The sequence below is a fragment of the Streptomyces sp. NBC_00513 genome, assembly GCF_041431415.1.
GTDB lineage: Bacteria > Actinomycetota > Actinomycetes > Streptomycetales > Streptomycetaceae > Streptomyces.
In genome coordinates this window covers 3,405,887-3,428,607 of the sequence record NZ_CP107845.1, presented here as the reverse complement: position 1 = coordinate 3,428,607, position 22,721 = coordinate 3,405,887, and the positions used below count along the sequence as shown (strand labels likewise).

General features: G+C 71.9%; 19 protein-coding genes and 1 tRNA gene. 8 read left to right on the top strand and 12 right to left on the bottom strand.

The genetic code is table 11. From position 1 onward, the window contains the following. The first annotated feature begins 189 nt into the window (after positions 1 to 189). Positions 190 to 963: a response regulator transcription factor gene (locus OHA84_RS15840; protein ID WP_053679501.1), complete on the top strand. Its 774-nt coding sequence runs from the start codon at positions 190 to 192 to the stop codon at positions 961 to 963. Here the strand turns inward: OHA84_RS15840 and OHA84_RS15835 are convergent. Further along, the gene (locus tag OHA84_RS15835; RefSeq protein ID WP_053679498.1) at positions 922 to 1,419 is read right to left on the bottom strand and encodes a MarR family winged helix-turn-helix transcriptional regulator; all 498 of its coding nucleotides are present in this window, start codon (positions 1,417 to 1,419) and stop codon (positions 922 to 924) included. The genes OHA84_RS15840 and OHA84_RS15835 overlap by 42 nt on opposite strands. A gap of 173 nt (positions 1,420 to 1,592) precedes the next feature. On the opposite strand from OHA84_RS15835, the gene OHA84_RS15830 reads away from it, so the two are divergent. Together OHA84_RS15830 and OHA84_RS15825 are read left to right on the top strand one after the other, a co-directional pair. Beyond that, positions 1,593 to 2,450, top strand: coding sequence for a trans-aconitate 2-methyltransferase (locus tag OHA84_RS15830; protein ID WP_053679497.1), 858 nt, complete (start codon positions 1,593 to 1,595; stop codon positions 2,448 to 2,450). 2 nt (positions 2,451 to 2,452) lie between these two features. Further along, positions 2,453 to 2,842, top strand: coding sequence for a VOC family protein (locus OHA84_RS15825; RefSeq protein WP_053679495.1), 390 nt, complete (start codon positions 2,453 to 2,455; stop codon positions 2,840 to 2,842). 80 nt (positions 2,843 to 2,922) lie between these two features. Here the strand turns inward: OHA84_RS15825 and OHA84_RS15820 are convergent, their stop codons facing one another. The 3 genes from OHA84_RS15820 to OHA84_RS15810 all read right to left on the bottom strand — a co-directional run bounded on the left by OHA84_RS15820 (position 2,923) and on the right by OHA84_RS15810 (position 6,569). Further along, entirely contained in the window at positions 2,923 to 4,677 is a 1,755-nt protein-coding gene (locus tag OHA84_RS15820) for a VCBS repeat-containing protein (RefSeq protein ID WP_266974071.1), read from the bottom strand. 240 nt (positions 4,678 to 4,917) lie between these two features. Beyond that, positions 4,918 to 5,592 carry a TetR/AcrR family transcriptional regulator gene (locus OHA84_RS15815; protein ID WP_053679491.1) on the bottom strand — a complete coding sequence of 225 codons (675 nt, stop codon included), beginning with the start codon at positions 5,590 to 5,592 and terminating at the stop codon, positions 4,918 to 4,920. Continuing rightward, complete coding sequence (locus OHA84_RS15810; protein ID WP_053679489.1) at positions 5,589 to 6,569, bottom strand: fatty acid desaturase; 981 nt, start codon at positions 6,567 to 6,569, stop codon at positions 5,589 to 5,591. The genes OHA84_RS15815 and OHA84_RS15810 overlap by 4 nt, the downstream gene beginning before the upstream one ends. Before the next feature lie 423 nt (positions 6,570 to 6,992). Between OHA84_RS15810 and ppc the strand changes: the two genes are divergently transcribed. Continuing rightward, complete coding sequence (ppc, locus tag OHA84_RS15805) at positions 6,993 to 9,686, top strand: phosphoenolpyruvate carboxylase (RefSeq protein ID WP_053679736.1); 2,694 nt, start codon at positions 6,993 to 6,995, stop codon at positions 9,684 to 9,686. 65 nt (positions 9,687 to 9,751) lie between these two features. Here the strand turns inward: ppc and pth are convergent, their stop codons facing one another. The 5 genes from pth to OHA84_RS15780 all read right to left on the bottom strand — a co-directional run bounded on the left by pth (position 9,752) and on the right by OHA84_RS15780 (position 13,945). Beyond that, positions 9,752 to 10,342 carry an aminoacyl-tRNA hydrolase gene (gene pth, locus OHA84_RS15800; protein ID WP_266971142.1) on the bottom strand — a complete coding sequence of 197 codons (591 nt, stop codon included), beginning with the start codon at positions 10,340 to 10,342 and terminating at the stop codon, positions 9,752 to 9,754. A 91-nt stretch (positions 10,343 to 10,433) separates the two neighbouring features. Then, positions 10,434 to 11,015 (bottom strand): 50S ribosomal protein L25/general stress protein Ctc, encoded by a 582-nt coding sequence (locus OHA84_RS15795; protein WP_053679486.1) that lies wholly within the window; start codon positions 11,013 to 11,015, stop codon positions 10,434 to 10,436. A 192-nt stretch (positions 11,016 to 11,207) separates the two neighbouring features. Further along, entirely contained in the window at positions 11,208 to 12,185 is a 978-nt protein-coding gene (locus OHA84_RS15790; RefSeq protein ID WP_053679484.1) for a ribose-phosphate diphosphokinase, read from the bottom strand. Between the two features lie 134 nt (positions 12,186 to 12,319). Next, the gene (gene glmU, locus OHA84_RS15785) at positions 12,320 to 13,765 is read right to left on the bottom strand and encodes a bifunctional UDP-N-acetylglucosamine diphosphorylase/glucosamine-1-phosphate N-acetyltransferase GlmU (protein ID WP_078999002.1); all 1,446 of its coding nucleotides are present in this window, start codon (positions 13,763 to 13,765) and stop codon (positions 12,320 to 12,322) included. Positions 13,766 to 13,873: 108 nt separating this feature from the next. Beyond that, positions 13,874 to 13,945 (bottom strand) — tRNA-Gln (locus OHA84_RS15780). A 204-nt stretch (positions 13,946 to 14,149) separates the two neighbouring features. Between OHA84_RS15780 and OHA84_RS15775 the strand changes: the two genes are divergently transcribed. Then, positions 14,150 to 15,406, top strand: a complete 1,257-nt coding sequence (locus tag OHA84_RS15775; protein ID WP_266971145.1) for a sensor histidine kinase — start codon at positions 14,150 to 14,152, stop codon at positions 15,404 to 15,406. A gap of 67 nt (positions 15,407 to 15,473) precedes the next feature. On the opposite strand, the gene OHA84_RS15770 is transcribed toward OHA84_RS15775, so the two are convergent. Next, the gene (locus OHA84_RS15770) at positions 15,474 to 15,992 is read right to left on the bottom strand and encodes an SUKH-3 domain-containing protein (RefSeq protein WP_053679478.1); all 519 of its coding nucleotides are present in this window, start codon (positions 15,990 to 15,992) and stop codon (positions 15,474 to 15,476) included. A 5-nt stretch (positions 15,993 to 15,997) separates the two neighbouring features. Next, positions 15,998 to 16,528, bottom strand: a complete 531-nt coding sequence (locus OHA84_RS15765; RefSeq protein ID WP_266971147.1) for a YwqJ-related putative deaminase — start codon at positions 16,526 to 16,528, stop codon at positions 15,998 to 16,000. A 241-nt stretch (positions 16,529 to 16,769) separates the two neighbouring features. Between OHA84_RS15765 and OHA84_RS15760 the strand changes: the two genes are divergently transcribed. The 3 genes from OHA84_RS15760 to OHA84_RS15750 all read left to right on the top strand — a co-directional run bounded on the left by OHA84_RS15760 (position 16,770) and on the right by OHA84_RS15750 (position 21,421). Then, complete coding sequence (locus OHA84_RS15760) at positions 16,770 to 17,765, top strand: SMI1/KNR4 family protein (protein WP_078999000.1); 996 nt, start codon at positions 16,770 to 16,772, stop codon at positions 17,763 to 17,765. Between the two features lie 7 nt (positions 17,766 to 17,772). After that, a complete protein-coding gene (locus tag OHA84_RS15755; protein WP_266971150.1) occupies positions 17,773 to 20,406 on the top strand; it encodes an SUKH-4 family immunity protein in 2,634 nt (877 codons plus the stop codon). Positions 20,407 to 20,542: 136 nt separating this feature from the next. After that, a complete protein-coding gene (locus OHA84_RS15750) occupies positions 20,543 to 21,421 on the top strand; it encodes a DivIVA domain-containing protein (RefSeq protein WP_234350078.1) in 879 nt (292 codons plus the stop codon). A 396-nt stretch (positions 21,422 to 21,817) separates the two neighbouring features. On the opposite strand, the gene OHA84_RS15745 is transcribed toward OHA84_RS15750, so the two are convergent. Then, on the bottom strand, positions 21,818 to 22,678 hold the full coding sequence (locus OHA84_RS15745; RefSeq protein WP_266971153.1) for an alpha/beta fold hydrolase: 861 nt from the start codon (positions 22,676 to 22,678) through the stop codon (positions 21,818 to 21,820). Positions 22,679 to 22,721 lie beyond the last annotated feature (43 nt).

Below are 22,721 nucleotides of genomic sequence, written 5' to 3'. Positions count from 1 at the left end.
GACCGTGCCGGCCCTACGCTGAGCGTGACGCCGGTGGGGGCCGGTGTTGATTCAGGGGTCGAGACAAGTCGGGTACGACGTCCGGTCTGGGTAGTGCAGAGATGTCTCGGCGGCGGCCGCGGCGACTGCGGATCACCCGGTCCGGGCGCCGTACCCGCCGTCGTCCGTTCCCCGACCCTTGGGGGTTTTGTGGTTCGTATCCGGGTTCTCGTGGTCGACGATCACCGCATCTTCGCCGAATCTCTCGCAGCCGCGCTCGCGGCCGAGCCCGACGTGGACGTGTCCGCGGCGGGCAGCGGTCCGGCCGCCTCGCGCTGCCTCGAACGCGCGGCGGCCGAGGGCCGTCGCTTCGACGTCCTGCTGGTGGACGCCGACCTCGGCGCCGCCGTCGGAGCCGTGCCCACGCAGCGCGTACCGGGCTCCGGTCCGCCCGCGCCCGGGCCCGGCGCGGACGGCATCGCGCTGGTCGCGAACGTCCGGGTGGCCCATCCGGGGGTGCGCACGGTGGTCCTCGCCGAACGCGACGACCCCCGCCGGGCCGCGCTGGCGCTCCAGGCCGGGGCCTCCGGCTGGGTGGCGAAGGACTGTTCGCTGTCGCGGCTGCTGGCCGTGATCCGAGGGGTGCTCCGCGAGGAGACGCACCTGCCGCCGGCGCTGCTCACCGGAGTGCTCCGTGAGCTGACGGCGGCGCGCAAGCACCGCACCGACAGCGAACGCCTGGTGGAGTCCCTCACACCGCGCGAGCACGAGGTGCTGCGCTGCATGGTCGCGGGGCTGGGCCGCAAGGACGTGGCCGCGCGGCTGTTCCTGTCCCCGCACACCGTCCGCACCCACATGCAGAACGTGCTGGGCAAGCTGGGGGTGCACTCCACGCTGGCGGCGGTGGCCCTGGCCCGGCGGGCCGGCGTGCGACCGGCCGAACTAGCCGGGGATGTTGTCGAACGGAGCGGTCAGCCGGCGTAGCAGTCCGGCGAGGTCACCGCGCTGGCCCTGGGAGAGCTGGGCGAGGATCGCCCGCTCCTGGGCCAGCAGTCCGGCGAGCGACTGGTCCGCGCGGTCACGTCCCTCGGCGGTGAGCCGGACCAGGACGCCGCGCCGGTCGTTGGGGTCGGGCAGTCGCTCGACGAGGCCCTTCTTGGCGAGCCGGTCGATGCGGTTGGTCATGGTGCCCGAGGTGACGAGGGTCTGCGTCAGGAGCTGGCCGGGGGAGAGCTGGTAGGGCGCGCCGGCGCGCCGCAACGAGGTCAGTACGTCGAACTCCCACGGCTCCAGGCCGTGCTCGGAGAAGGCGAGCCTGCGGGCGCGATCGAGGTGACGCGCGAGCCTGCTCACGCGACTCAGGACCTCAAGCGGTTCCACGTCGAGGTCAGGGCGCTCTCGCCGCCATGCCGCGACCAGTCGATCGACCTCGTCCTCCATGTCGATCAGTGTAAGGGGTCTGTCGACGTGAAGTCTCTTCAGTTCGAGAATCTCAAGCCTGGATATCTTGCGACCATGTCTCTTGACGTCAAGATATAAATGGGGTGACGATGGGAAGGGAGGGGCCGGAACCCTTCCGCTTCCGATCGCCCCACCAGCAAGGAGGCTCGCACATGCATTCCGACACCGCGCCGGCCCGGACCCCCGCCCCCGCCCCCTCCTCCGCACCGACCTGGGACCCCCGGCAGTACCTGCGCCACGCCGGGCACCGCGCCCAACCCTTCCTGGACCTGCTGAACCGCATACCCGAGCTCCCCGCCCGCCCGGCCCGGATCGCCGACCTGGGCTGCGGCCCCGGCAACGTCACCGCACTGCTCGCCGAACGCTGGCCCGAAGCCCACATCACCGGCTTCGACCTCTCCCCGGAGATGCTCCGCCGCGCCGGCGAGGAGTACGCCGGTCCCACCATCGGCGGCGGCCGGCTCGACTTCCGCCACGGCGACCTCGCGCACTGGCTCCCCGAGGAGACGTACGACCTGATCGTCTCCAACGCCGCCCTCCAGTGGGTGCCCGGCCACCCGGGCTCCTTCGGTCCCTGGATCAACGGACTGCGGCCCGGTGGCACCCTCGCCTTCCAGGTCCCCGGCAACTTCACGGCCCCCAGCCACCGCCTCCTCGCCGAACTCTGCGACACCCCGCGCTGGCGCGACCGCCTCGCCGGCCACGGCGCGCGCTACGTCCATGTGCTGGACCCCGCCGAATATCTCGCCCGATTGATCGAACTCGGCTGCACCGTCGACGTCTGGGAGACCACCTACCATCAGCTGCTGACCGGGACCGATCCGGTGCTCGACTGGGTCAAGGGCACCGCCCTGCGCCCGGTGCTCACCCGGCTCGGCGACGACCGGGCCGCCGTGGACCTGTTCCTCGACGAATACCGCGAGGCGCTGCGCGAGGCCTACCCGCCCGGCCCGCGCGGCACCGTCTTCCCGTTCCGCCGCATCTTCGCCGTCGCCCGCAAGGAGGCCTGACCGTGCTCACCGCCGTCGACCACGTCCAACTCGCCGTACCACCCGGCGCCGAAGACCTGCTCCGGGCGTACTACTCCGACGCCCTCGGCATGTCCGAGCTGCCCAAACCGCCCGTCCTCGCCGGCCGGGGCGGCTGCTGGTTCGCCGCCGGCGCCGTACAACTGCACCTGGGTGTCGAGGAGGACTTCCGGCCCGCGCGCAAGGCCCACCCGGGACTGCGGGTCACCGACATCGAGGCGTACGCGCGCCGCCTGCGCGAGCACGGGGCCGAGGTCGTCTGGGACGACGACCTGCCCGGGTACCGCCGCTTCTTCTCGACCGACCCCGTCGGCAATCGGCTCGAATTCCTGGAACCGCACCACCCGGAACCCTGCCTGGAGGCCGCGGGCTGACCGCGCGCCGACCCGACACGACGGCGCCCCGCCACCGGAGACCGGTGGCGGGGCGCCGTCGTGTCGGGTCGGCGCGGAGATCAGAGGATTTCCGCGTACGTGTTCCAGCCGCCACCGAGGCTGGTGCGGCCCTTGAAGGTGTTCAGACCCTTCTCACCGCTCGCCGAGTAGAGGTAGGCGACACCGGCGGAGTCCACGCCCACCAGGTCCGTGCGGCCGTCACCGTTGACGTCGCCGACCGCGGTGAGCTTGCCGAGACCGTTCCAGCCGCTGTCGCCGATCTTGACGCGGTCGCCGAAGGGGGCGGCGGTGTTGCCGGTGCCCGGGTAGGCCCACAGGGCGCCGTCGGTGCCGCGGGCCAGCAGGTCCGCGCGCCCGTCGCCGGTCACGTCGCCGGCGCCGATCAGCTTGTTGTAGATGCCCCAGCCGGCGCCGAGCTTCACGCGGTTCGCGAAGCCCTGGCCGTTGCCGCCCTTGCCCGGGTAGAGCCACAGGACGTTGGACTTGTCCCGCGCGAGGAGGTCGCCGTAACCGTCGCCGGTGAGGTCACCGACGCCCGCGAAAGCGTTGTAGATGTCCCAGCCGCCGCCGAGGAAGGTGCCGCCGTCGTACATGTCGCCGCCGTCGCGCCACAGCATGTCCGCGGCGGACGCGGTGGTCAGCGAGGAGGCCAGGGTGATGCCGTAGTCGGCCACCGCCCAGCCGTTGTCGTCGGAGATCTGCTTGCGATCCCCGAACGTACCGTCGCCGCGGGCGCCGTAGCCGAACAGCGTGCCACCGGCGGTGCGGCCCCACAGCACGGACTTGCCGTGCGCGGGGATGCCGCCCTGGCCGGCGATCAGGTCGATGCTCTGCCAGCCCGGGCCGAACTCGCGGCGGTTGCCGAGCGCACCGTTCGCGTCGGCGGTGTACAGGTAGGTCTGGCCGTTCACCGCGCGGGCCAGCACCAGGGCGCGGCCGTTGGTGTCGTTGATCGGGACGATCTGGTTGAAACCGTTCCAACCGGTCCCGGTCTGCACGCTGTCGCCGAAGGGCGCCGCGGCGGAGCCGGTGCCCTTGTAGAAGTACATGACGCCGGCCGCCGTGGTGGCCACGACGTCGGTCTTGCCGTCGCCGTTGTAGTCCGCACCGCCGATGAGCTGGGAGAAGGCGCCCCAGCCGGCGCCGAGCAGGACCCGGTTGCCGAAGGGGGTGTCGTAGCCGGCCTTGCCCGTGCCCGGGTAGAGGTACAGCTGGCCGTCCTTGGTGCGGGCCAGCAGGTCGGCGTTGCCGTCTCCCGTCAGGTCGCCGGCGCCGAACACCTTGTTGTAGATGTTCCAGCCGCCACCGCTCCACATGGCACCGCCGGTGCCCGTGGTGGAGTACGCCTCGGTGAGGGAGAGACGGCCGGTGACCGTCAGGCGCAGCAGCTCGGGCCGGCCGTTGTGGTCGAGGTCGCCGACCGGGATGACGTCCTTGAAGTCCTCGGCGGAGTCCGTCTTCGAGACGTCGAACGCGGTGTCCGCCTCTTTGGACGCCGAGGCCTTGAGGTAGGACGCGCCGCTCAGTCCGCGGTAGAGGAGGTCGTCGGCGCCGTCGCCGTCCACGTCGAACAGGTTCCACGCGGAGCCGGCGGCGGCGTTCGCGCCGGCGGCGAGGCGCTGCTTCTGCTGCGTGGCGGACTTCGCCTTGCCCGTCGGCAGGTGTCCGGGGACGCGCTCGTCGGCGGTGACCTTCGGGGTCGGGGTGACGGGCTTCGGCAGCCCGGTCGCCGAGGCCGCGGAGGCCATCAGCATGCCCGTGGCGAGGGCGGTGGCGGTGCAGGCCGCGAGGCGACCGGAGCGCGAGAAGCGCATGAAAGACAAGAGGTCTCCCTGTAAAAAAGCAGGCGAAACCGGGTCGAATGTACCCGCGCGGAGGCGCGCTGAAGCGCGCCGCATCGCACGTGAGGTCTCATTCCCCCCCGGGAAGTAACCGAACAGTACAGCCGGGAAGCGCACGGCAGTAGCCATTTGCGGCCCTGTTTTGATCACGTTCAGAACGCACGGTGCCCGGGCCCCGAGGCCCGGGCACCACCCGCCGCGCGGCGGGTGCGATCAGCTCTTGCGATGGCCCACCAGTCGGGGCTTCGCCTCCAGGTTCTCCAGTCCGTGCCAGGACAGGTTCACCAGGTGCGCCGCGACCTCGGCCTTCTTCGGCTGACGCGTCTCCAACCACCACTGCCCGGTCAGCGCCACCATGCCCACCAGGGCCTGCGCGTACAGCGGCGCCAGCTTCGGATCGAAGCCCCGGGCCTTGAACTCCAACCCGAGGATGTCCTCCACCTGCGTGGCGATGTCGCTGATCAGCGACGCGAACGTGCCCGTCGACTGCGCCACCGGCGAGTCCCGGACCAGGATCCGGAAACCGTCCGTGTAGTTCTCGATGTAGTCCAGCAGCGCGAACGCCGCCTGCTCCAGCAGCTCCCGCGGATGCCCGGCGGTCAACGCGCCCGTCACCCCGTCCAGCAACTGGCGCATCTCCCGGTCCACGACGACCGCGTACAGGCCCTCCTTGCCGCCGAAGTGCTCGTACACCACCGGCTTGGACACCCCGGCCTTCGCCGCGATCTCCTCCACCGACGTGCCCTCGAAGCCCTTCTCGGCGAACAGGGTGCGGCCGATGTCCAGCAGTTGCTGACGCCGTTCGGCGCCCGTCATCCGGACCCGGCGGCCGCGCCGGGGCTTGTCGCTGCTGGAACTGCTGCCGTCGATCGCCACGTCCCCCATCATGCCGCGTTCGAGGACTTTTCCTTGCGCCGGGCGTCGATGCGCGCCTCGGACGGCCACCGCACGTCAGAGGCCCAGCCCAACTGCTCGAACCAGCGGATCAGCCGGGCGCTGGAGTCCACCTGGCCGCGCAGCACACCGTGCCGGGCCGAGGTCGGATCGGCGTGGTGCAGGTTGTGCCAGGACTCGCCGCACGAGAGCACCGCCAGCCACCACACGTTGCCACTGCGGTCCCGCGACTTGAACGGACGCTTGCCCACCGCGTGGCAGATCGAGTTGATCGACCACGTCACGTGGTGCAGCAGCGCCACGCGCACCAGCGAGCCCCAGAAGAACGCCGTGAACGCGCCCCACCAGGACATCGTCACCAGACCGCCGACCAGCGGCGGCAGCGCCAGCGAGAACATGGTCCAGAAGATGAAGTCGCGCGAGATCCGCCGGATCGCCGGATCCTGGATCAGGTCGGGCGCGTACTTCTGCTGGTCGGTCTGCTCCTCGTCGAAGAGCCAGCCGATGTGCGCCCACCACAGGCCCTTCATCAGCGCCGGCAGCGTCTCCCCGAACCGCCACGGCGAATGCGGGTCGCCCTCGTGGTCGGAGAACTTGTGGTGCTTGCGGTGGTCGGCCACCCAGCGCACCAGCGGACCCTCCACCGCCATCGAGCCCATGATCGCCAGCGCGATTCGCAGCGGCCGCTTCGCCTTGAAGGAACCGTGCGTGAAGTAGCGGTGGAACCCGATGGTGATGCCGTGGCAGGCCAGGAAGTACATGAACACCATCAGGCCGACGTCCAGCAGGCTCACCCCCCAGCCCCAGGCCAGCGGAATCGCCGCCAGCAGGGCCACGAAGGGGACGGTGATGAACAGCAGCAGGGCGATCTGCTCGACGGACCGCTTGTTCTCGCCGCCGAGCGTCGCCGACGGTTCGGGCGTATCTGAGGGCGCGGACGCGTCCTCGATCAGATCGGGACTGATGGTCACAGTGATCCCCTGGGGGGTGAGGGAGACGGCAGGTGCCCTTACGCGGCACCCTACGGACCCGTAAGTTACGGCATCGTAAGTATGGCAAAGGTCCCGTGCGGGGCAAGAGGACCACGGGTCGACGGTCGAGTCGGACAAACCGCCGCTACCGACCGGTACGCACGGCTCTGCCGGGGCACCGGCACGGGACACCTATCCTGGTCACGTCGGACAGCGCGGTCCGCACGGGCAGCCCGAGCTGCGCACCAGCGGGGACACCCCCGGACGAGATCCGGGGAGGCGCCGCGGCGCACGGCCGGGAGCCCACCGCCCAGTAGCGCTCGAACACTGCAAGGAGCCGCACCTGTGAGCAGTGCTGACCAGGCCCCCCAGGCCCCCGTCACCCAGGCCGACACCGACCGGGCCGAAACCGCGAACGCCGAGCTGCGCGCGGACATCCGCCGCCTCGGAGACCTCCTCGGGGAGACCCTCGTACGCCAAGAGGGCCAAGACCTCCTCGACCTCGTCGAACGCGTCCGCGCGCTCACCCGCACCGACGGCGAAGCCGCCGCCGAGCTGCTCGGGGACACCGACCTGGAGACCGCCGCCAAGCTGGTGCGCGCCTTCTCCACGTACTTCCACCTCGCCAACGTCACCGAGCAGGTGCACCGCGGCAAGGAACTGCGCGCCCACCGTGCCGCCGAGGGCGGGCTCCTCGCCCGCACCGCCGACATGCTCAAGGACGCCGACCCCGAGCACCTGCGCGAGACGGTCAAGAACCTCAACGTCCGCCCCGTCTTCACCGCGCACCCCACCGAGGCGGCCCGCCGCAGCGTCCTCAACAAGCTGCGCCGCATCGCCGCGCTCCTGGAGGAGCCCGTCACCGGCGCGGGCGACCGCCGCCGCCACGACCTGCGCCTCGCCGAGAACATCGACCTCGTCTGGCAGACCGACGAGCTGCGCGTCGTGCGTCCCGAGCCCGCCGACGAGGCCCGCAACGCCATCTACTACCTCGACGAGCTGCACGCCGGCGCCGTCGGCGACGTCCTCGAGGACCTCGCCGCCGAGCTCCAGCGCGTCGGCGTCGAGATCCCGGCCGGCACCCGCCCGCTCACCTTCGGCACCTGGATCGGCGGCGACCGCGACGGCAACCCGAACGTCACCCCCGACGTCACCCGGGACGTGCTGATCCTCCAGCACGAGCACGGCATCACCGACGCCCTCGAACTCGTCGACTTCCTGCGCGGGCTCCTGTCCAACTCCATCCGCTACACCGGGGCCACCGAGGAACTCCTCGAATCCCTCCAGGCGGACCTGGAACGACTCCCCGAGATCAGCCCCCGCTACAAGCGGCTGAACGCCGAGGAGCCCTACCGCCTCAAGGCCACCTGCATCCGGCAGAAGCTCGTCAACACCCGCGAGCGCCTCGCCAAGGGCACCGGCCACGAAGAGGGACGCGACTACCTCGGCACCGCCGAGCTCCTCACGGACCTCACCCTCATCCAGACGTCCCTGCGCGAACACCGCGGCGCCCTGTTCGCCGACGGCCGCATGGACCGCACCATCCGCACCCTGGCCGCCTTCGGGCTCCAGCTCGCGACCATGGACGTGCGCGAGCACGCCGACGCGCACCACCACGCGCTCGGCCAGCTCTTCGACCGGCTCGGCGAGGAGTCCTGGCGCTACGCCGACATGCCCCGCGACTACCGCGGCAAGCTCCTCGCGAAGGAGCTCCGCTCCCGCCGGCCCCTCGCGCCCACGCCCGCGCCCCTCGACGCCGCCGGGCAGAAGACCCTCGGCGTCTTCGGCGCCATCAAGGACGCCTTCGAGAAGTTCGGCCCCGAGGTCATCGAGTCGTACATCATCTCGATGTGCCAGGGCGCCGACGACGTCTTCGCCGCCGCCGTCCTCGCCCGCGAGGCGGGCCTCATCGACCTCCACGCCGGCTGGGCCAAGATCGGCATCGTGCCGCTCCTGGAGACCACCGACGAGCTCAAGGCCGCCGACGTCATCCTCGACGCCATGCTCGCCGACCCCTCCTACCGGCGCCTCGTCTCCCTGCGCGGCGACGTGCAGGAGGTCATGCTCGGCTACTCCGACTCCAGCAAGTTCGGCGGCATCACCACCAGCCAGTGGGAGATCCACCGCGCCCAGCGCCGGCTGCGCGACGTCGCCCACCGCTACGGGGTCCGGCTGCGCCTGTTCCACGGCCGCGGCGGCACCGTCGGCCGCGGCGGCGGCCCCTCCCACGACGCGATCCTCGCCCAGCCCTGGGGCACCCTCGAAGGCGAGATCAAGGTCACCGAGCAGGGCGAGGTCATCTCCGACAAGTACCTCGTCCCGTCCCTGGCCCGCGAGAACCTCGAACTGACCGTCGCGGCCACCCTGCAGGCCTCCGCCCTGCACACCGCCCCGCGCCAGTCCGACGACGACCTCGCCCGCTGGGACGCGGCCATGGACACCGTCTCCGACGCCGCGCACGACGCCTACCGCGCGCTCGTCGAGGACCCCGACCTGCCGGCGTACTTCTTCGCCGCGACCCCCGTCGACCAGCTCGCCGACCTCCACCTCGGGTCCCGGCCCTCCCGCCGCCCCGACTCCGGAGCCGGCCTCGACGGCCTGCGCGCCATCCCGTGGGTGTTCGGCTGGACGCAGTCCCGCCAGATCGTGCCCGGCTGGTACGGAGTCGGCTCGGGTCTCAAGGCCCTCCGCGAGGCCGGCCAGGACATGGTCCTCAGCGAGATGGGAGAGCGGTGGCACTTCTTCCGCAACTTCCTGTCCAACGTCGAGATGACCCTGGCCAAGACCGACCTGCGGATTGCCCGGCACTACGTGGACACCCTCGTCCCCGACGAGCTGAAGCACGTCTTCGCCCGCATCGAGGCCGAACACGAGCTGACCGTCCGCGAGGTCCTGCGCATCACCGGCGGTCACAAGCTGCTGGACTCCCACCCGGTGCTCCAGCAGACCTTCGCCGTCCGCGACGCCTACCTGGACCCGATCTCCTACCTCCAGGTCTCGCTGCTCGCCCGCCAGCGCGCCGCGGCCGAGCGCGGCGAGGAAGCCGACCCGCTCCTCGCCCGGGCCCTGCTGCTCACCGTCAACGGAGTCGCCGCCGGTCTGCGCAACACCGGCTGACGCACCCCGCACACGAAGGAAGCCCCCGCCGGATCGGCGGGGGCTTCCTTCGTACGGGGTCCGCGTCAGGAGTTGTAGGTGGACTGCGCGCGCTCCAGACCCTCCTGGATCAGGCACTCCACCGCGTCCGCCGACCGGTCGACGAACCAGTCCAGTTCCTTGCGCTCCGTGGACGAGAAGTCCTTCAGCACGAAGTCCGCCACCTGCATCCGGCCCGGGGGCCGACCGATGCCGCAGCGGACCCGGTGGTAGTCCGGGCCCATCGCCTTCGTCATCGACTTCAGACCGTTGTGGCCGTTGTCCCCGCCGCCCAGCTTCAGCCGCAGCGTCGGGTAGTCGATGTCCAACTCGTCGTGGACCGCGACGATCCGGCCCAACGGAACCTTGTAGAAGTCGCGCAGCGCCGTCACCGGCCCGCCCGACAGGTTCATGAACGACATCGGCTTGGCCAGCACCACCCGACGGTTCGCCGGGCCGGGCGGGCCGATGCGGCCCTCGACCACCTGCGCGCGCGCCTTGTGCGCCTTGAACTTGCCGCGCATCCGCTCCGCCAGCAGGTCCACGACCATGAACCCGATGTTGTGACGGTTGCCCGCGTACTCCGCCCCGGGGTTCCCGAGACCGACGATCAGCCAGGGGGCCGTGTCGTCCGACATCAAAAAGCTCCTTAACGAAGACGACCGCCGTCCCGCTCCAGTGGAGCCGGACGGCGGTCGTTCAGCAAGTGCCGAGAGGGGAGCGCGAGGCTCAGACCTCGGTGTCCTCGGCGTCGGCGGCCGGCTCCTCGGCCTGCGGGGCCACGACCTGGAGGACGGCGATGTCGCCGTCGACGGCCAGGGTGGTGCCCTTCGGGAGGACCAGGTCCTTGGCGTGGATGGTGGCGCCGGCCTCGAGGCCCGCGATGGAGACGGTGACCTCGGTCGGGATGTGGGTGGCCTCGGCCTCGACGGAGATGGTGTTCTGGAGGGTCTCCAGCATGTTGCCGCCGGCGGCCAGCTCGCCCTCGGTGACGATCGCGACGTCGACGGTGACCTTCTCGCCCTTCTTGACGATCAGGAAGTCGACGTGGGAGATCGTGCGCTTCAGGGGGTGCTTCTGCACGGCCTTCGGGATGACCAGCTCGGTGCCGGCGTCGCCGAGGTCCAGGGAGAGCAGGACGTTCGGGGTGCGCAGCGCCAGCTGAAGGGCGTGGGCGTCGACGTTGACGTGCTTCGGGTCGGTGCCGTGGCCGTAGATGACGGCGGGGGTCAGGGCGTCGCGACGGGCCTGACGGGCAGAGCCCTTGCCGAAGGTGTCACGGAGCTGGGCGGAAAGCTTGACCTCGGACATGCTCACTCCTCGTGGGGTGACGGAATTGGACGACAGTCACCCGGCCGGAACGGCCTGCTACGAAGAGCGCGTCGATAACGGAGTGCCGGCACCCGTGTGAACAGGTACGGCCTCCCTCGCCGAGCAACTCGTGGAGTCTACCCGGCCGGGAGGCCGTACCCAAAAGGATCTACCGCGCGGGGGCGGGAGCGGCTACTGCTGCTCCTCGAACAGGCTGGTGACCGAGCCGTCCTCGAAGACCTCGCGCACGGCGCGCGCGATCATCGGGGCGATCGACAGCACCGTGATCTTGTCGAGCTCCAGGTCCGACGGATCGGGCAGGGTGTTCGTGAACACGAACTCGCTGACCTTGGAGTTCTTCAGGCGGTCGGCCGCGGGGCCGGACAGGATGCCGTGCGTGGCCGTCACGATGACGTCCTCCGCGCCGTGCGCGAACAGCGCGTCGGCGGCGGCGCAGATGGTGCCACCCGTGTCGATCATGTCGTCGACCAGGACGCAGACGCGGCCCTTGACCTCACCGACGACCTCGTGGACGGTCACCTGGTTGGCGACGTCCTTGTCGCGACGCTTGTGCACGATGGCCAGCGGCGCGTCCAGACGGTCGCACCAGCGGTCGGCAACGCGCACGCGGCCGGCGTCCGGGGAGACGATCGTCAGCTTGGTGCGGTCCACCTTGGCGCCGACGTAGTCCGCGAGGACCGTGAGGGCGGACAGGTGGTCGACCGGGCCGTCGAAGAAGCCCTGGATCTGGTCGGTGTGCAGGTCGACGGTCAGGATGCGGTCCGCACCCGCCGTCTTCAGCAGGTCCGCGACCAGGCGCGCCGAGATCGGCTCGCGTCCCTTGTGCTTCTTGTCCTGGCGGGCGTACCCGTAGGACGGGACGATCACGGTGATGGAGCGGGCCGACGCGCGCTTCAGCGCGTCGATCATGATCAGCTGCTCCATGATCCACTTGTTGATCGGAGCCGTGTGGCTCTGGATCAGGAAGCAGTCCGCGCCACGAGCCGACTCCTGGAAACGGACGTAGATCTCACCGTTCGCGAAGTCGAAAGCCTTGGTCGGCACGAGGCCGACACCCAACTGGTGTGCGACCTCCTCGGCCAGCTCGGGGTGGGCGCGGCCGGAGAAGAGCATCAGCTTCTTCTCGCCGGTCGTCTTGATCCCGGTCACAGCACTGTCTCCTCAGACGTGTGGAAAGCTGCTCGCCCCCGTGCGCGTCCGTCCCGCACACGGTGAGCCAGCCGAATTGCGTGCACCTATCACGGTACGCCGTCCAGGGCGTACCCGTTTCCGGTCAGTTCACCTCAACGACCGTCGGAGTCCTCCGCGGCCACCGACTGGGCCGCCGTCGCCGCGGCGCTCCCCGGACGCTTGCGGGCCACCCAGCCCTCGATATTCCGCTGCTGGCCACGGGCCACGGCCAGCGCGCCGGCCGGGACGTCCTTCGTGATCACCGAGCCGGCCGCCGTGTAGGCGCCGTCCCCGATGGTGATGGGCGCCACAAACATGTTGTCGGAGCCCGTCTTGCAGTGTGAACCGATGGTCGTGTGGTGCTTGTTCTCGCCGTCGTAGTTCACGAACACGCTGGCCGCGCCGATGTTCGTGTACTCGCCGATGGTCGCGTCGCCCACGTACGAGAGGTGCGGCACCTTGGTGCCCTCGCCGATGGTCGCGTTCTTCATCTCGACGTACGTGCCGGCCTTGGCCTTCAGGCCGAGGTTCGTTCCCGGACGCAGGTACGCGAACGGGCCGACGGACGCCGACTCGCCGATCACGGCCGTGTCCGCCACCGTGTTGTCGACGCGCGCCCGGGGGCCGACCCGGGTGTCCTTGAGGCGGGTGTTGGGGCCGACCTCGGCGCCCTCCGCGACGTGCGTGTTCCCCAGGAGCTGCGTACCGGGGTGGATGATCGCGTCCTGCCCGAAGGTGACCGTGACGTCCACCAGCGTGCTCGCCGGGTCGACGACGGTCACGCCGGCCAGCATCGCGTTCTCCAGCAGGCGCGCGTTCAGCAGGGCCCGGGCCTGGGCCAGTTGTACCCGGTTGTTGATCCCGAGGATCTGACGGTGGTCGGCACCGACCGCCGCGCCGACGCGGTGGCCGGCCTCGCGCAGGATGCCGAGCACGTCGGTGAGGTACTCCTCGCCCTGGCTGTTGTCCGTGCGGACCTTGCCCAGCGCGTCGCTCAGCAGGGCTCCGTCGAACGCGAAGACCCCCGAGTTGATCTCACGGATCGCGCGCTGCGCGTCGGTGGCGTCCTTGTGCTCGACGATCGCCGTGACGGCGCCGTCGGCGCCGCGGATGATGCGGCCGTAGCCGGTCGAGTCGGGCACCTCGGCGGTCAGCACGGTGACGGCGTTGCCGTCGGCCTCGTGCGTGGCGGTGAGTTCGGCGAGGGTCTCGCCGGTCAGCAGCGGGGTGTCGCCGCAGACGACGACCACGGTGCCGGCCTGCTCGCCGCCGAGTTCTTCGAGGGCCATCCGGACGGCGTGTCCGGTGCCGTTCTGCTCGTACTGGACGGCCGTGCGGACATCGGCGTCGATGTCGGCGAGGTGCGCGGTGACCTGCTCGCGTGCGTGGCCGACGACGACCACGAGGTGTGCGGGGTCGAGCTCGCGCGAGGCGGCGACGACGTGACCGACGAGCGAACGCCCGCTGATCTCGTGCAGAACCTTCGGTGTGGCCGACTTCATGCGGGTGCCTTCACCCGCTGCGAGTACGACGACGGCTGCCGGGCGGGTTGCGCTCACGGGGGTGCCCTTCGGCTTCGGGGGTGGACCCGTGAAGGATAGCCGGGGGCGGGAGGGCGGAAACGAAGCCGGGTCCCGACCGGAGATCGGGACCCGCATGTGTGAAAGCTCCCCCGCCAGGACTCGAACCCGGACATAAGGCACCAAAAGCCTCAGTGCTGCCAATTACACCACAGGGGATCAACCGTGACTTGACCGGACATTACTCCCTGGTGGTCGAGTCGACGAGACCTACTATGCCGCACCACCACCCCTCATCGCGACGGTATGCATCGGTGCCTTGCGGTACGCGCGTCGCGCGACGCGCGTGAGGGGTGTCGCGCACCTTCGCCCCCGGGAATTTCGCTCGCCTCCCGCCCGGGGCCCCTGCGTACGCTGGACGGCATGACCAGTACGGGGGAAGAGCGGGACGGGATGGGGCGCGACGGCCCCTGGTGGTGGGAGAGGCGGCGGAGCGCCGCACTGGACGTGGGACTCGGCGTGGTGTCCGCCGCCGAGTGCGCCGTCGAGGGGGTGCCCTTCGCCCACGAGGCCGGCATTCCCGCGGCCCTCGGGGTGCTGTTCGGGATCGTGGTGGGGGCCACGCTCGTGCTGCGGCGCAGGTGGCCCATCGCCGTGGTGCTGGTGGCCATCGCCGTGACGCCCGCCGCGATGGGGTTCCTCCTCGCGGTGGTGGGCCTGTACACGCTGGCCTCCTCCGACGTGCCCCGGCGGATCACCGCCACGCTCGCGTCGATGTCGTTGGCCGGGACGTTCGTCGTGATGTACATGCGGACGCGCGGGGACGTGGAGGCCGACGGGACGCTCGTGATCGTGCTGTCCGTGTTCGTGGCGGTGGCGCTGACCGTGCCGCCGGTGCTCCTCGGGCTGTACATCGGGGCGCGCCGCCGGTTGATGGAGAGCCTCCACGAGCGCGCGGACTCGCTGGAACGGGAACTGTCGCTGTTGGCGGACCGGGCCGAGGAGCGGGCCGAGTGGGCCCGCACGGAGGAACGGACGCGGATCGCGCGGGAGATGCACGACGTGGTCGCCCACCGGGTGTCGCTGATGGTGGTGCACGCGGCGGCTCTACAGGCGGTGGCCGCGAAGGACCCGGTGAAGGCCGTGAGGAACGCGGCCCTGGTGGGTGACATGGGGCGGCAGGCGCTGACGGAACTGCGCGAGATGCTGGGCGTGCTGCGGGCCGAGTCGCCGAAGCCGGCCAGTGCCTCCCTGGCCCGGCCTGCGTTGGTGGGGATCTTCGAGGACGGGCCGTCGATCGGCGAGCTGGAGGCGCTGGTCGGGCAGTCCCGCACGGCGGGGATGGCCGTCGAGCTGGACGTGCGGGGCGAGTGCCCCGACTATCCGGCGGAGGTCGAACAGACCGCGTACCGGGTGGTGCAGGAGGCGTTGACCAACTGCCACAAGCACGCGCCGGGCGCGAAGGTCGTCGTACGGCTCGCCCACCGGGACGCCGAGGTGGCCATGCAGGTGGAGAACGGGCCGTGTGACGGCAAGGCCGCCGAACCGGGACTGCCGAGCGGCGGCAACGGGCTGGTGGGGATGCGGGAGCGGGTGCTCGGACTGGGCGGGGTGTTCGTCTCGGGGTCGACGGAGGACGGCGGCTTCAAGGTGTCGGCGGTCCTGCCGCGCGAGCGGTAGGAGGCGGCTCGGCTCCCCGCAGACGGCCGTCGGAGGTCGGGGGCGGGCCCCCGACCTCCGGCCGGGGTCAGCCCGTCGTGAGACGGGCCGGCTGGAGACCCGTCAGGAGCAGGGCCAGGGCATCGTCGAGGCTCGCGCCGAGGAACCAGTCGCCGGTGTGGTCGATGCCGTAGACGCGGCCCTCGCGGTCGATGGCGAGGTGCGAGCCGCCGTCGGTCTCGGCGCCGAGCGGGCTCAGCTCGGTGGACAGGGCGCGCCCGAGGTCGCAGAAGGTGCGGGCCAGGTGGAGCCCGGTGAGCGGGTCCAGGCGCACGCGGGCGGGGGCTATCTGACGGCCGGGCCCGGAGCCGGCGACGGTCAGGCCGCCGAACTCGGCCCAGGCCTCGACGGCCGCCGGGAAGACGGTGTGCCGGTGCCCGGCGGGGGTGGTGTGGTCGCGCAGCGCGTCGGCCCAGTACTCGGCCTGCTTGATGTCCCAGCGGCCCGGCTCCCAACCGGCGGTGCGCAGCGCGGAGTCCACCGGCCCCGGGAAACGGGTCGCCGAGGAACGGTCGTAGGAGGCGGACGAGGGGGACGAGGTGCTCATGGCGGCTACTCGGAGTGGGTGAGGTCGACGGAACGTACGCCGAAGTGGGCGAGGAGGGCGTCGCAGGAGCGGCACGGGGGCGCGTAGGTCCCGTGGAGCGGGTCGCCGTCCTCGCGGATGCGACGGGCGGTGATCCTGGCCTGTTTGAGGGAACGGCGCGCCTCGCTCGCCGTCAGCGGCTTGCGGGAGGCGCGCTTGCTGCGGGCGCTCTCGACGCCGGCGAGGTGGCGGGAGAGGAGCATCGCTTCCGGACATCGGCCGGTGAACCGCTCCCGCTGTCCGCTGGTGAGGGTGTCGAGGAAGTCCTGTACGAGCGGGTGCAGCACGGGTGGCTGGTCGGCCTTCCCGGCGGTGCCGGTGAGGGTCTCCCCGCGTACGGACAGGGCGGCGGCGACGGTGGGGAGGATGCCGTCGCGCCGGAAGCGGAGCACGGGGACGGCGGGGCCGTCGGCGCTGCTCCAGCGCAGACGGGGATCGCCGGCGGGGCCGGCTTCCGTCGGTTCCGTCCGGTCTGTGCGTGTTGCCGTGTTCTGCATGCTGCGTGTTCCCTCCCGTGGCGGCGGTGCGGGCCGCTGTCGCGCACGCCCCCGTGCTGCGGGGACAGCCTGTCAAATGTCCCCTGTGGTGGGGAAGCGGGGTCGAATATTCGTATCAATTCGGCTCTTCCCGCCCCACGTGAGGGGGTGTGGCCGGCATGCTGCTTCGGCTGCGGGTGAGCCCCTTGCCCGAGCACATAGGCTGTGGTGAACCAGCCAGATCCAGCAGGGGGCTACCGCCATGACGACAGGTCGGCTCGGGCAGCAGGCCGCGCCACCCAACGCCGCTTACTCGGGGCAGGTCGTGCATTTCCCGGACCCGGTCCGGGCCGCTCGGCATCCCCACGGAGTACGGATCAGCGGGGACGGGCATCCCGATTTCTCGCCCTACGCGCGCGCCGCGGTGGAGATCGCCGAGCCGCCGGAGGGCTTCGGCGTGGACGAGCTGCGCCTGACGGACTACGTGTCCGCCAACGCGGCGATGCGGGAGGCGGGCCACGAGCTGTGGGACACCGTCGGCCCGGTGGCGACCCCGCACGGATGGACCTGGCACCACGTGGCCGGGACGCGGCGGATGGAACTGGTCCCCGTCGAGGTGAAGGCACTGCTGCGGCACCACGCCGGACTGACGACGGCGCCCGTGGACCACGAGAAGCGCGGCACGCGCCCCCTCCAGGAAGTGCGCCCGGCGCACCTGGGACTGCCGAAGTCGGTGGTGTCGGTGTCCGAGCAGCAGGTGCAGGGCGTCGAGGAGGACCTCGGCTACCGGCTGCCGGAGGCGTACCGGGCGTTCCTGAAGGCGGCGGGCGGCTGCGCGCCGGTCGGCGCGGGCCTGGACGTGGACCTCGGGGTGCTGGTCGACCAGCCGTTCTTCACGGTGCGCGAGGAAGCGGCGGTCAACGACCTCGTCTACGTCAACAAGTGTCTGCGGGACCACCTGACGAAGGACTACCTGTGCGTGGCCTTCGCACAGGGCGGGCTGCTCGCGGTGAAGGTGAAGGGCGAGGGGATCGGCTCCGTGTGGTTCTCCCCGTACGACGACGCGCGCGACCGGGACGGCTGGTCGGTGCAGGAGCGCGTGGAGCGGCTGTTGCTGCCGTGCGGTGCCGATTTCGACGCCTTTCTCGAACGCTTGGCGGGTAACCCGCCGGAGCTGGAGACGGTGGCCGGTCTGATGGTGGACGGCGGATTCGCTCGTTCGGTTCCGGTGGCGGGTTCCGCGCCGGTGGAGGGGTGACGGCGCGATGGTGACCTTCGCACAGGCGCAGGAACGCGCCGAGGAGTGGATCAACGGGGACGTGCCCGCGTACCAGCACCGTGAGGTGCGGGTGCGGGAGTTCGGGCTGGGCTTCGTGGTGTGGGCCGAGGACCGGGCGGCCGGTCCGGTGTCCGGCGGTGGCCGGCAGCGGCTGGTCATCGCGCGGGACAGCGGTGAGGTGACGCTGTGGCCGGGGCTGCCGGTGGGTGAGGTGATCCGGCGGTACGAGGAGGAGTACGGGGCCGCGACCGCTCCGGCGGGCTCCGAGGCCTCGGTTCCGCCGCCGCGGATCGACTCGGAACAGACCTCGTTCATGCTGAGTCCGCCCGAGTGGTTGCAGGAGGCGGCGGACCGTGCGGGGATCCCGCGGGCCCCGGCCGCGGACTCGTCGGCCGCGGCCCTGTCGTCCGACGCGGGATCGTCGTCCGACGCGGGATCGTCGTCCGGTGAGGCCGCGGGTGTGGGTTCCGGTTCCGGCTCGGGGGCCGCTTCGGCGGAGCCCGCCGTCCCGGTCGGCGGCCCTCCCGCTCCCGCCACCCCGGCGCCCGGCACGGCCGATGCCCCGGGTGACGTCGTACCGCTGCGGCGCGGCGGCGAGATCCCGTACGAGCCGACCGCCAACGACGGGTTCCCGATCGGTGCCACGCCTTGGGCCGGGACCGATGTGAACTCCGGCGCGGACGAGGGTTCCGTGCCCTTGCCGGCGACGGTGTTCGCGCCGCCGCTGTCCGGGTCGGACCTGGAGGACGCGCCGGCCGCGGCGGCCCCCGACGCGCAGACCCAGCTCATGGCCGGCGGCAGCCGGCTGCCGCGGACCGCGGTCGTGCCCGCCCTGGGGCACGGCTCGGACGCGGGCGACATCGCCGACGCGCCGACGAGCAAGGCCCAGCTCTCCCGGCCGGGGTCGGGCGCTTCCGTGAGCCCGCCCGGTCCGCCCGGTGCGCCCGGAGCCTCCGCTCCGGGGCAGCCGCCCGTACCGCCCCGACCGCCGGGTGTGCCCGGTGGTGGGGTGGATCACGCGGCGACGATGCTCGCGGGTCCGGGTGTGGGTTCGGGTGTGGGTCCGGCGGGTCCCGGTGCGCCGACGCCTCCCGGTCCGCCCGGGGCTCCGGGCGCGCCCGGTGGCTCCGGTTCCGCCGGCTCTTCCGGTGGCGGGATCGATCACGCCGCGACGATGTTGGCGGGCCCGTCCGTGGTGCAGCCGCCCAGGCCGCCGGGTTCGCCCGGTGCGCCGCAGCCGCCCGGTCCGCCGGGTGTGCCCGGTGGTGGGGTGGATCACGCGGCGACGATGCTCGCGGGTCCGGGTGTGGGTTCGGGCGTGGGTCCGGCGGGTTCCGGTGCGCCGACGCCTCCCGGTCCGCCCGGTGCTCCGGGTGCGCCCGGTGGCTCCGGTGTTCCCGGTGCTCCCGGTGGCGGGATCGATCACGCCGCGACGATGCTCGCGGGCCCGTCCGTCGTGCAGCCGCCCAGGCCCCCCGGCGCGCCCGGGGCTCCTGGTACTCCCGGTACTCCCGGGGGTGGGACGCCGCACCACGCCGCGACGATGCTCGCCGGCCCCGGCGTACCCCAACCGCCCGGTCCGCCCGGCGCGCCCGCCGCTCCGGTGCCGCAGCCCATGGCACCGGCGCCGGCCGCGTCCGGCGTGCCCACCGTCGGCCCCGGCTACCAGGCCGTGCTGCGCTACCGCGCGCCCGACGGCTCCGAGCAGCAGCTGATCCGCCGCTCGGCGCCCGGCACCCCGCACCCCGAGTGGCAGATCCTGCACGAGCTGCGCGCCATGAACGTGCCGCCGCAGCAGGTACTGGAGCTGCACACCGAGTTGGGGTCCTGCGAGCTGCCCGGCGGCTACTGCGCGCGGATGATCCGCGAGACCTGGCCCCAGGTCCGGATCACCAGCGTGGCCCCGTACGGGACGGATCACGCGAGCCGTCAGCAGGGCATGCGACACCTGATCACCCACCAGAGCGAACTCCATCAGGTGGCGGACGGTCCGGCGCGTCCCGCGCCGGTACGCGCGCCGCTGCCGCAGGTCCCCCTCCAACCGGCGATCCCGTTGGAGGCCATCGCGCAGGAGCTGGCAGGGGCGTTCGGCCCGCAGGGCGTGTTCCGCTTCGACCAGCGGGCCGTGTCCCGGCAGGGCGTGCCGGAGATCGTGGCCCAGACCCTGATGTGGTCGGGGCTGCCGGTGGACTTCGGTCCGTTCTTCTGGGCGCAGGCCGTGCCCGGCCAACCGGTGCCGACACTGGCCGAGTTGGCGGCGCAGCGGCAGGTGCAGCCGGCATCGGACGCGGGCTCGTACCTCGTCGTCGGAAGCGACTTCGGCAAGGCGCTCTGCGTGCAGTACGGGACGGCGCACATAGTGGCGGTCCCGGTGGAGGCCGGGCCGGGCGGTGCTCCGGTGCCGCCGCAGTTCGTGAACTCCAGCCTGCCGCAATTCGTGCGGTCGCTGGCGATGCTGGGGCACATGTGGCGGCTGCGGCAGCACCTGACGCCGGAGCAGGCGGGCCGCTGGACGGTCGATTTCCAGACGAATCTGGCCGGCCTCGACAGCGCGGCGCTGGCGTCGCCGGAGAGCTGGTGGTCGGTGCTGCTGGAACAGATGTGGGACGGACTGCTCTGACCCGCGGGTCCGTGTGATGGGCCGGGCCGGAACCCTCGAACGGGGTTCCGGCCCGGCCATTCCGGCTTCTGGTCGCAAATGACGCATCCTTGACGGGAATCCCCGCGAGAGAGGCGCTTCCAGGATGAGTGCACCCATGTCACCTCACGGTCCCCAGGGTTTCGCGACCGTGCGCGGCCGCGGTTACCGGCCGGACGAGGTGAACCGGTACCTCGTGCGCCTCTCGGAAATCCGGGACGAGGCCTGGGAGCGAGTGGCACGGTTGACCGTCCTGGCCAAGCAGATGGAGGCGGAGGCGGAGCGGCTGCGCGAGCGGGTCGCCTCGCTCGCCCCCCAGACGTACGACGAGCTGAGCGAACGGGCCCGGCGAATCCTGCTGCTCGCGCAGGAGGAGGCGGACTGCGTACGCGCGGACGCGCGCGCCGACGTGTTCACCACCCAGGGCGCCGCCGAGGCGCACGCGGACCGGGTGACCGAGCTGGCGCGGCAGGACGCGGAAGCGGTGCGCGAACAGACCGAGGTACGGGCCCGCCAGGGGCTGCTGCGGGCACGCCGGGAAGCGGACGACGCCCGGGCGGAGGCCCGGGACGACGCGGCGGCCTGGCGGTCGGAGGCGCACACGGCCCTGGTCGAGACGCGCCGCCGGTCGGACGAGCTGCTGGCGGAACGCGAGCAGGAACACGCGGACCGCCGGGACGCGGCCGAACGGGAACTGGCGGCACGGGAAGCCGAACTGGAAGCCCGGCAAGCGGAGTTGGAGCGCCAGGCCGAAGGGCGGTTGGCCGACGCGCGGCGGGCGTTCGCCGAAGCGGAGGAGTCGGCGCGGCACGGGCAGGAGGACGCCGAAGCACGGGCGTCCGAGGTGCTGGCGCAGGCGCGGGTGCGGGAGGAACGGGTCGGGCGCGAGACGGAACGGATCCTGCGGGAGCACGGGGAGGCGCAGGACGAGATGCGGGCGCACATGAACCACGTGCGGGCTAGCCTGGCGGCGCTTACGGGGAGGGCGTCGGCGTAGTCGTTGCCTTGGCCGTTGCCCTGGCCGTTGCCCTGGCCGGGCGGTGGTGGTTGCCGTCTTGCCGCGTTGCCGTCTCGCCGCGTTGCCGTCTTGCGGTTGGTTGCTGCCGGTCCCGGCTGCGCCGGGCGCCTCAAGCGCCGGCGGGGCTGGGGGGTGGGGGTCGGGCGGGGGGTCGTGGTCGGTGCCGGGGTGGGGTGTCGTCCGGGACTGTGTGATTTAGGCGCCCTGGGTCGGGTTGGTGTGTGGGGCGGGGGTTGCGCGCCACAAATCCCACTTCCACGTCCCGGCCGACACCCCACCCCGTCCCCGCCCCCGACCAACAGTCCGACCCCGTGAGCGAATCCGGTCTCACCGGGTCGTCCGGCGAACCCGGCCTCGCCGGCGTTCGGGGCGAGCTCAGAGGGTGGGGAGGAAGGCCGCGATCAGGGGGGCGATGGTGGGGAGGTGGGTTTCGAGGGCGAAGTGGCCCGCGCCCTCGAAGACGTGCACCTCCGCGTCCGGCGCGTCCCGCAGGTACGCCTTGGCTCCCGCCGGGGTGAAGAAGGGGTCGCCCGCGCCCCACAGGACCAGGACGGGGAGTCGCGCCGAGCGGAGCCACGCCTGCCAGGTGGGGTAGTGGGCGAAGTTCGACGCGTAGTCGAAGGCCAGGTCGGCCTGGGCGTCCGTGCGGCCGGGGCGGGCGAGGTGGTGGAGGTCCAGGGTCCAGGAGTCCGGGGAGATCAGTGCGGTGTCGGCGACCCCGGTCTCGTACTGGAAGCGGGTGCCCTCCTCGGTGAACAGCCCGCGGACCTTCTCCTCGTCGCCCGGCACCTCGCGGCGCAGGCCGGCGAACTCGCGGGCCGCGTCCGACAGTCCCTCCTCGTACGCGTTGCCGTTCTGCACGATGAGGCCCGTCACCCGCTCCGGTCGCCGCGCGGCGACCCGCAGACCGACCGGGGCGCCGAAGTCGAAGACGTACAGCGCGAAGCGGTCCAGGGCGAGGGCGTCGGTGAAGCCCTCGACGATGTCCGCGAGCCGGTCGAAGGAGTACGTGAATCCGTTCGGGGTCTCGGTCCGGCCGGAGCCGGGGTAGTCGGGGGCGATGAGCCGGTACGGGGTGTCGGCCAGGGCGTCCATGAGGCGGGTGAACTGGTGGGAGGAGGTCGGGAAGCCGTGCAGGAGCAGCAGTACGGGGGCGTCGGACGGGCCGCTCTCGCGGTAGGCGACGGTGACGCCGTCCACGTCGACGGTGCGGTGTTGGATGCGGGCCACGGTCATCACATGCCTCCTGGGGTGCTTTTTCCATTAGTTTCCGGGAGGA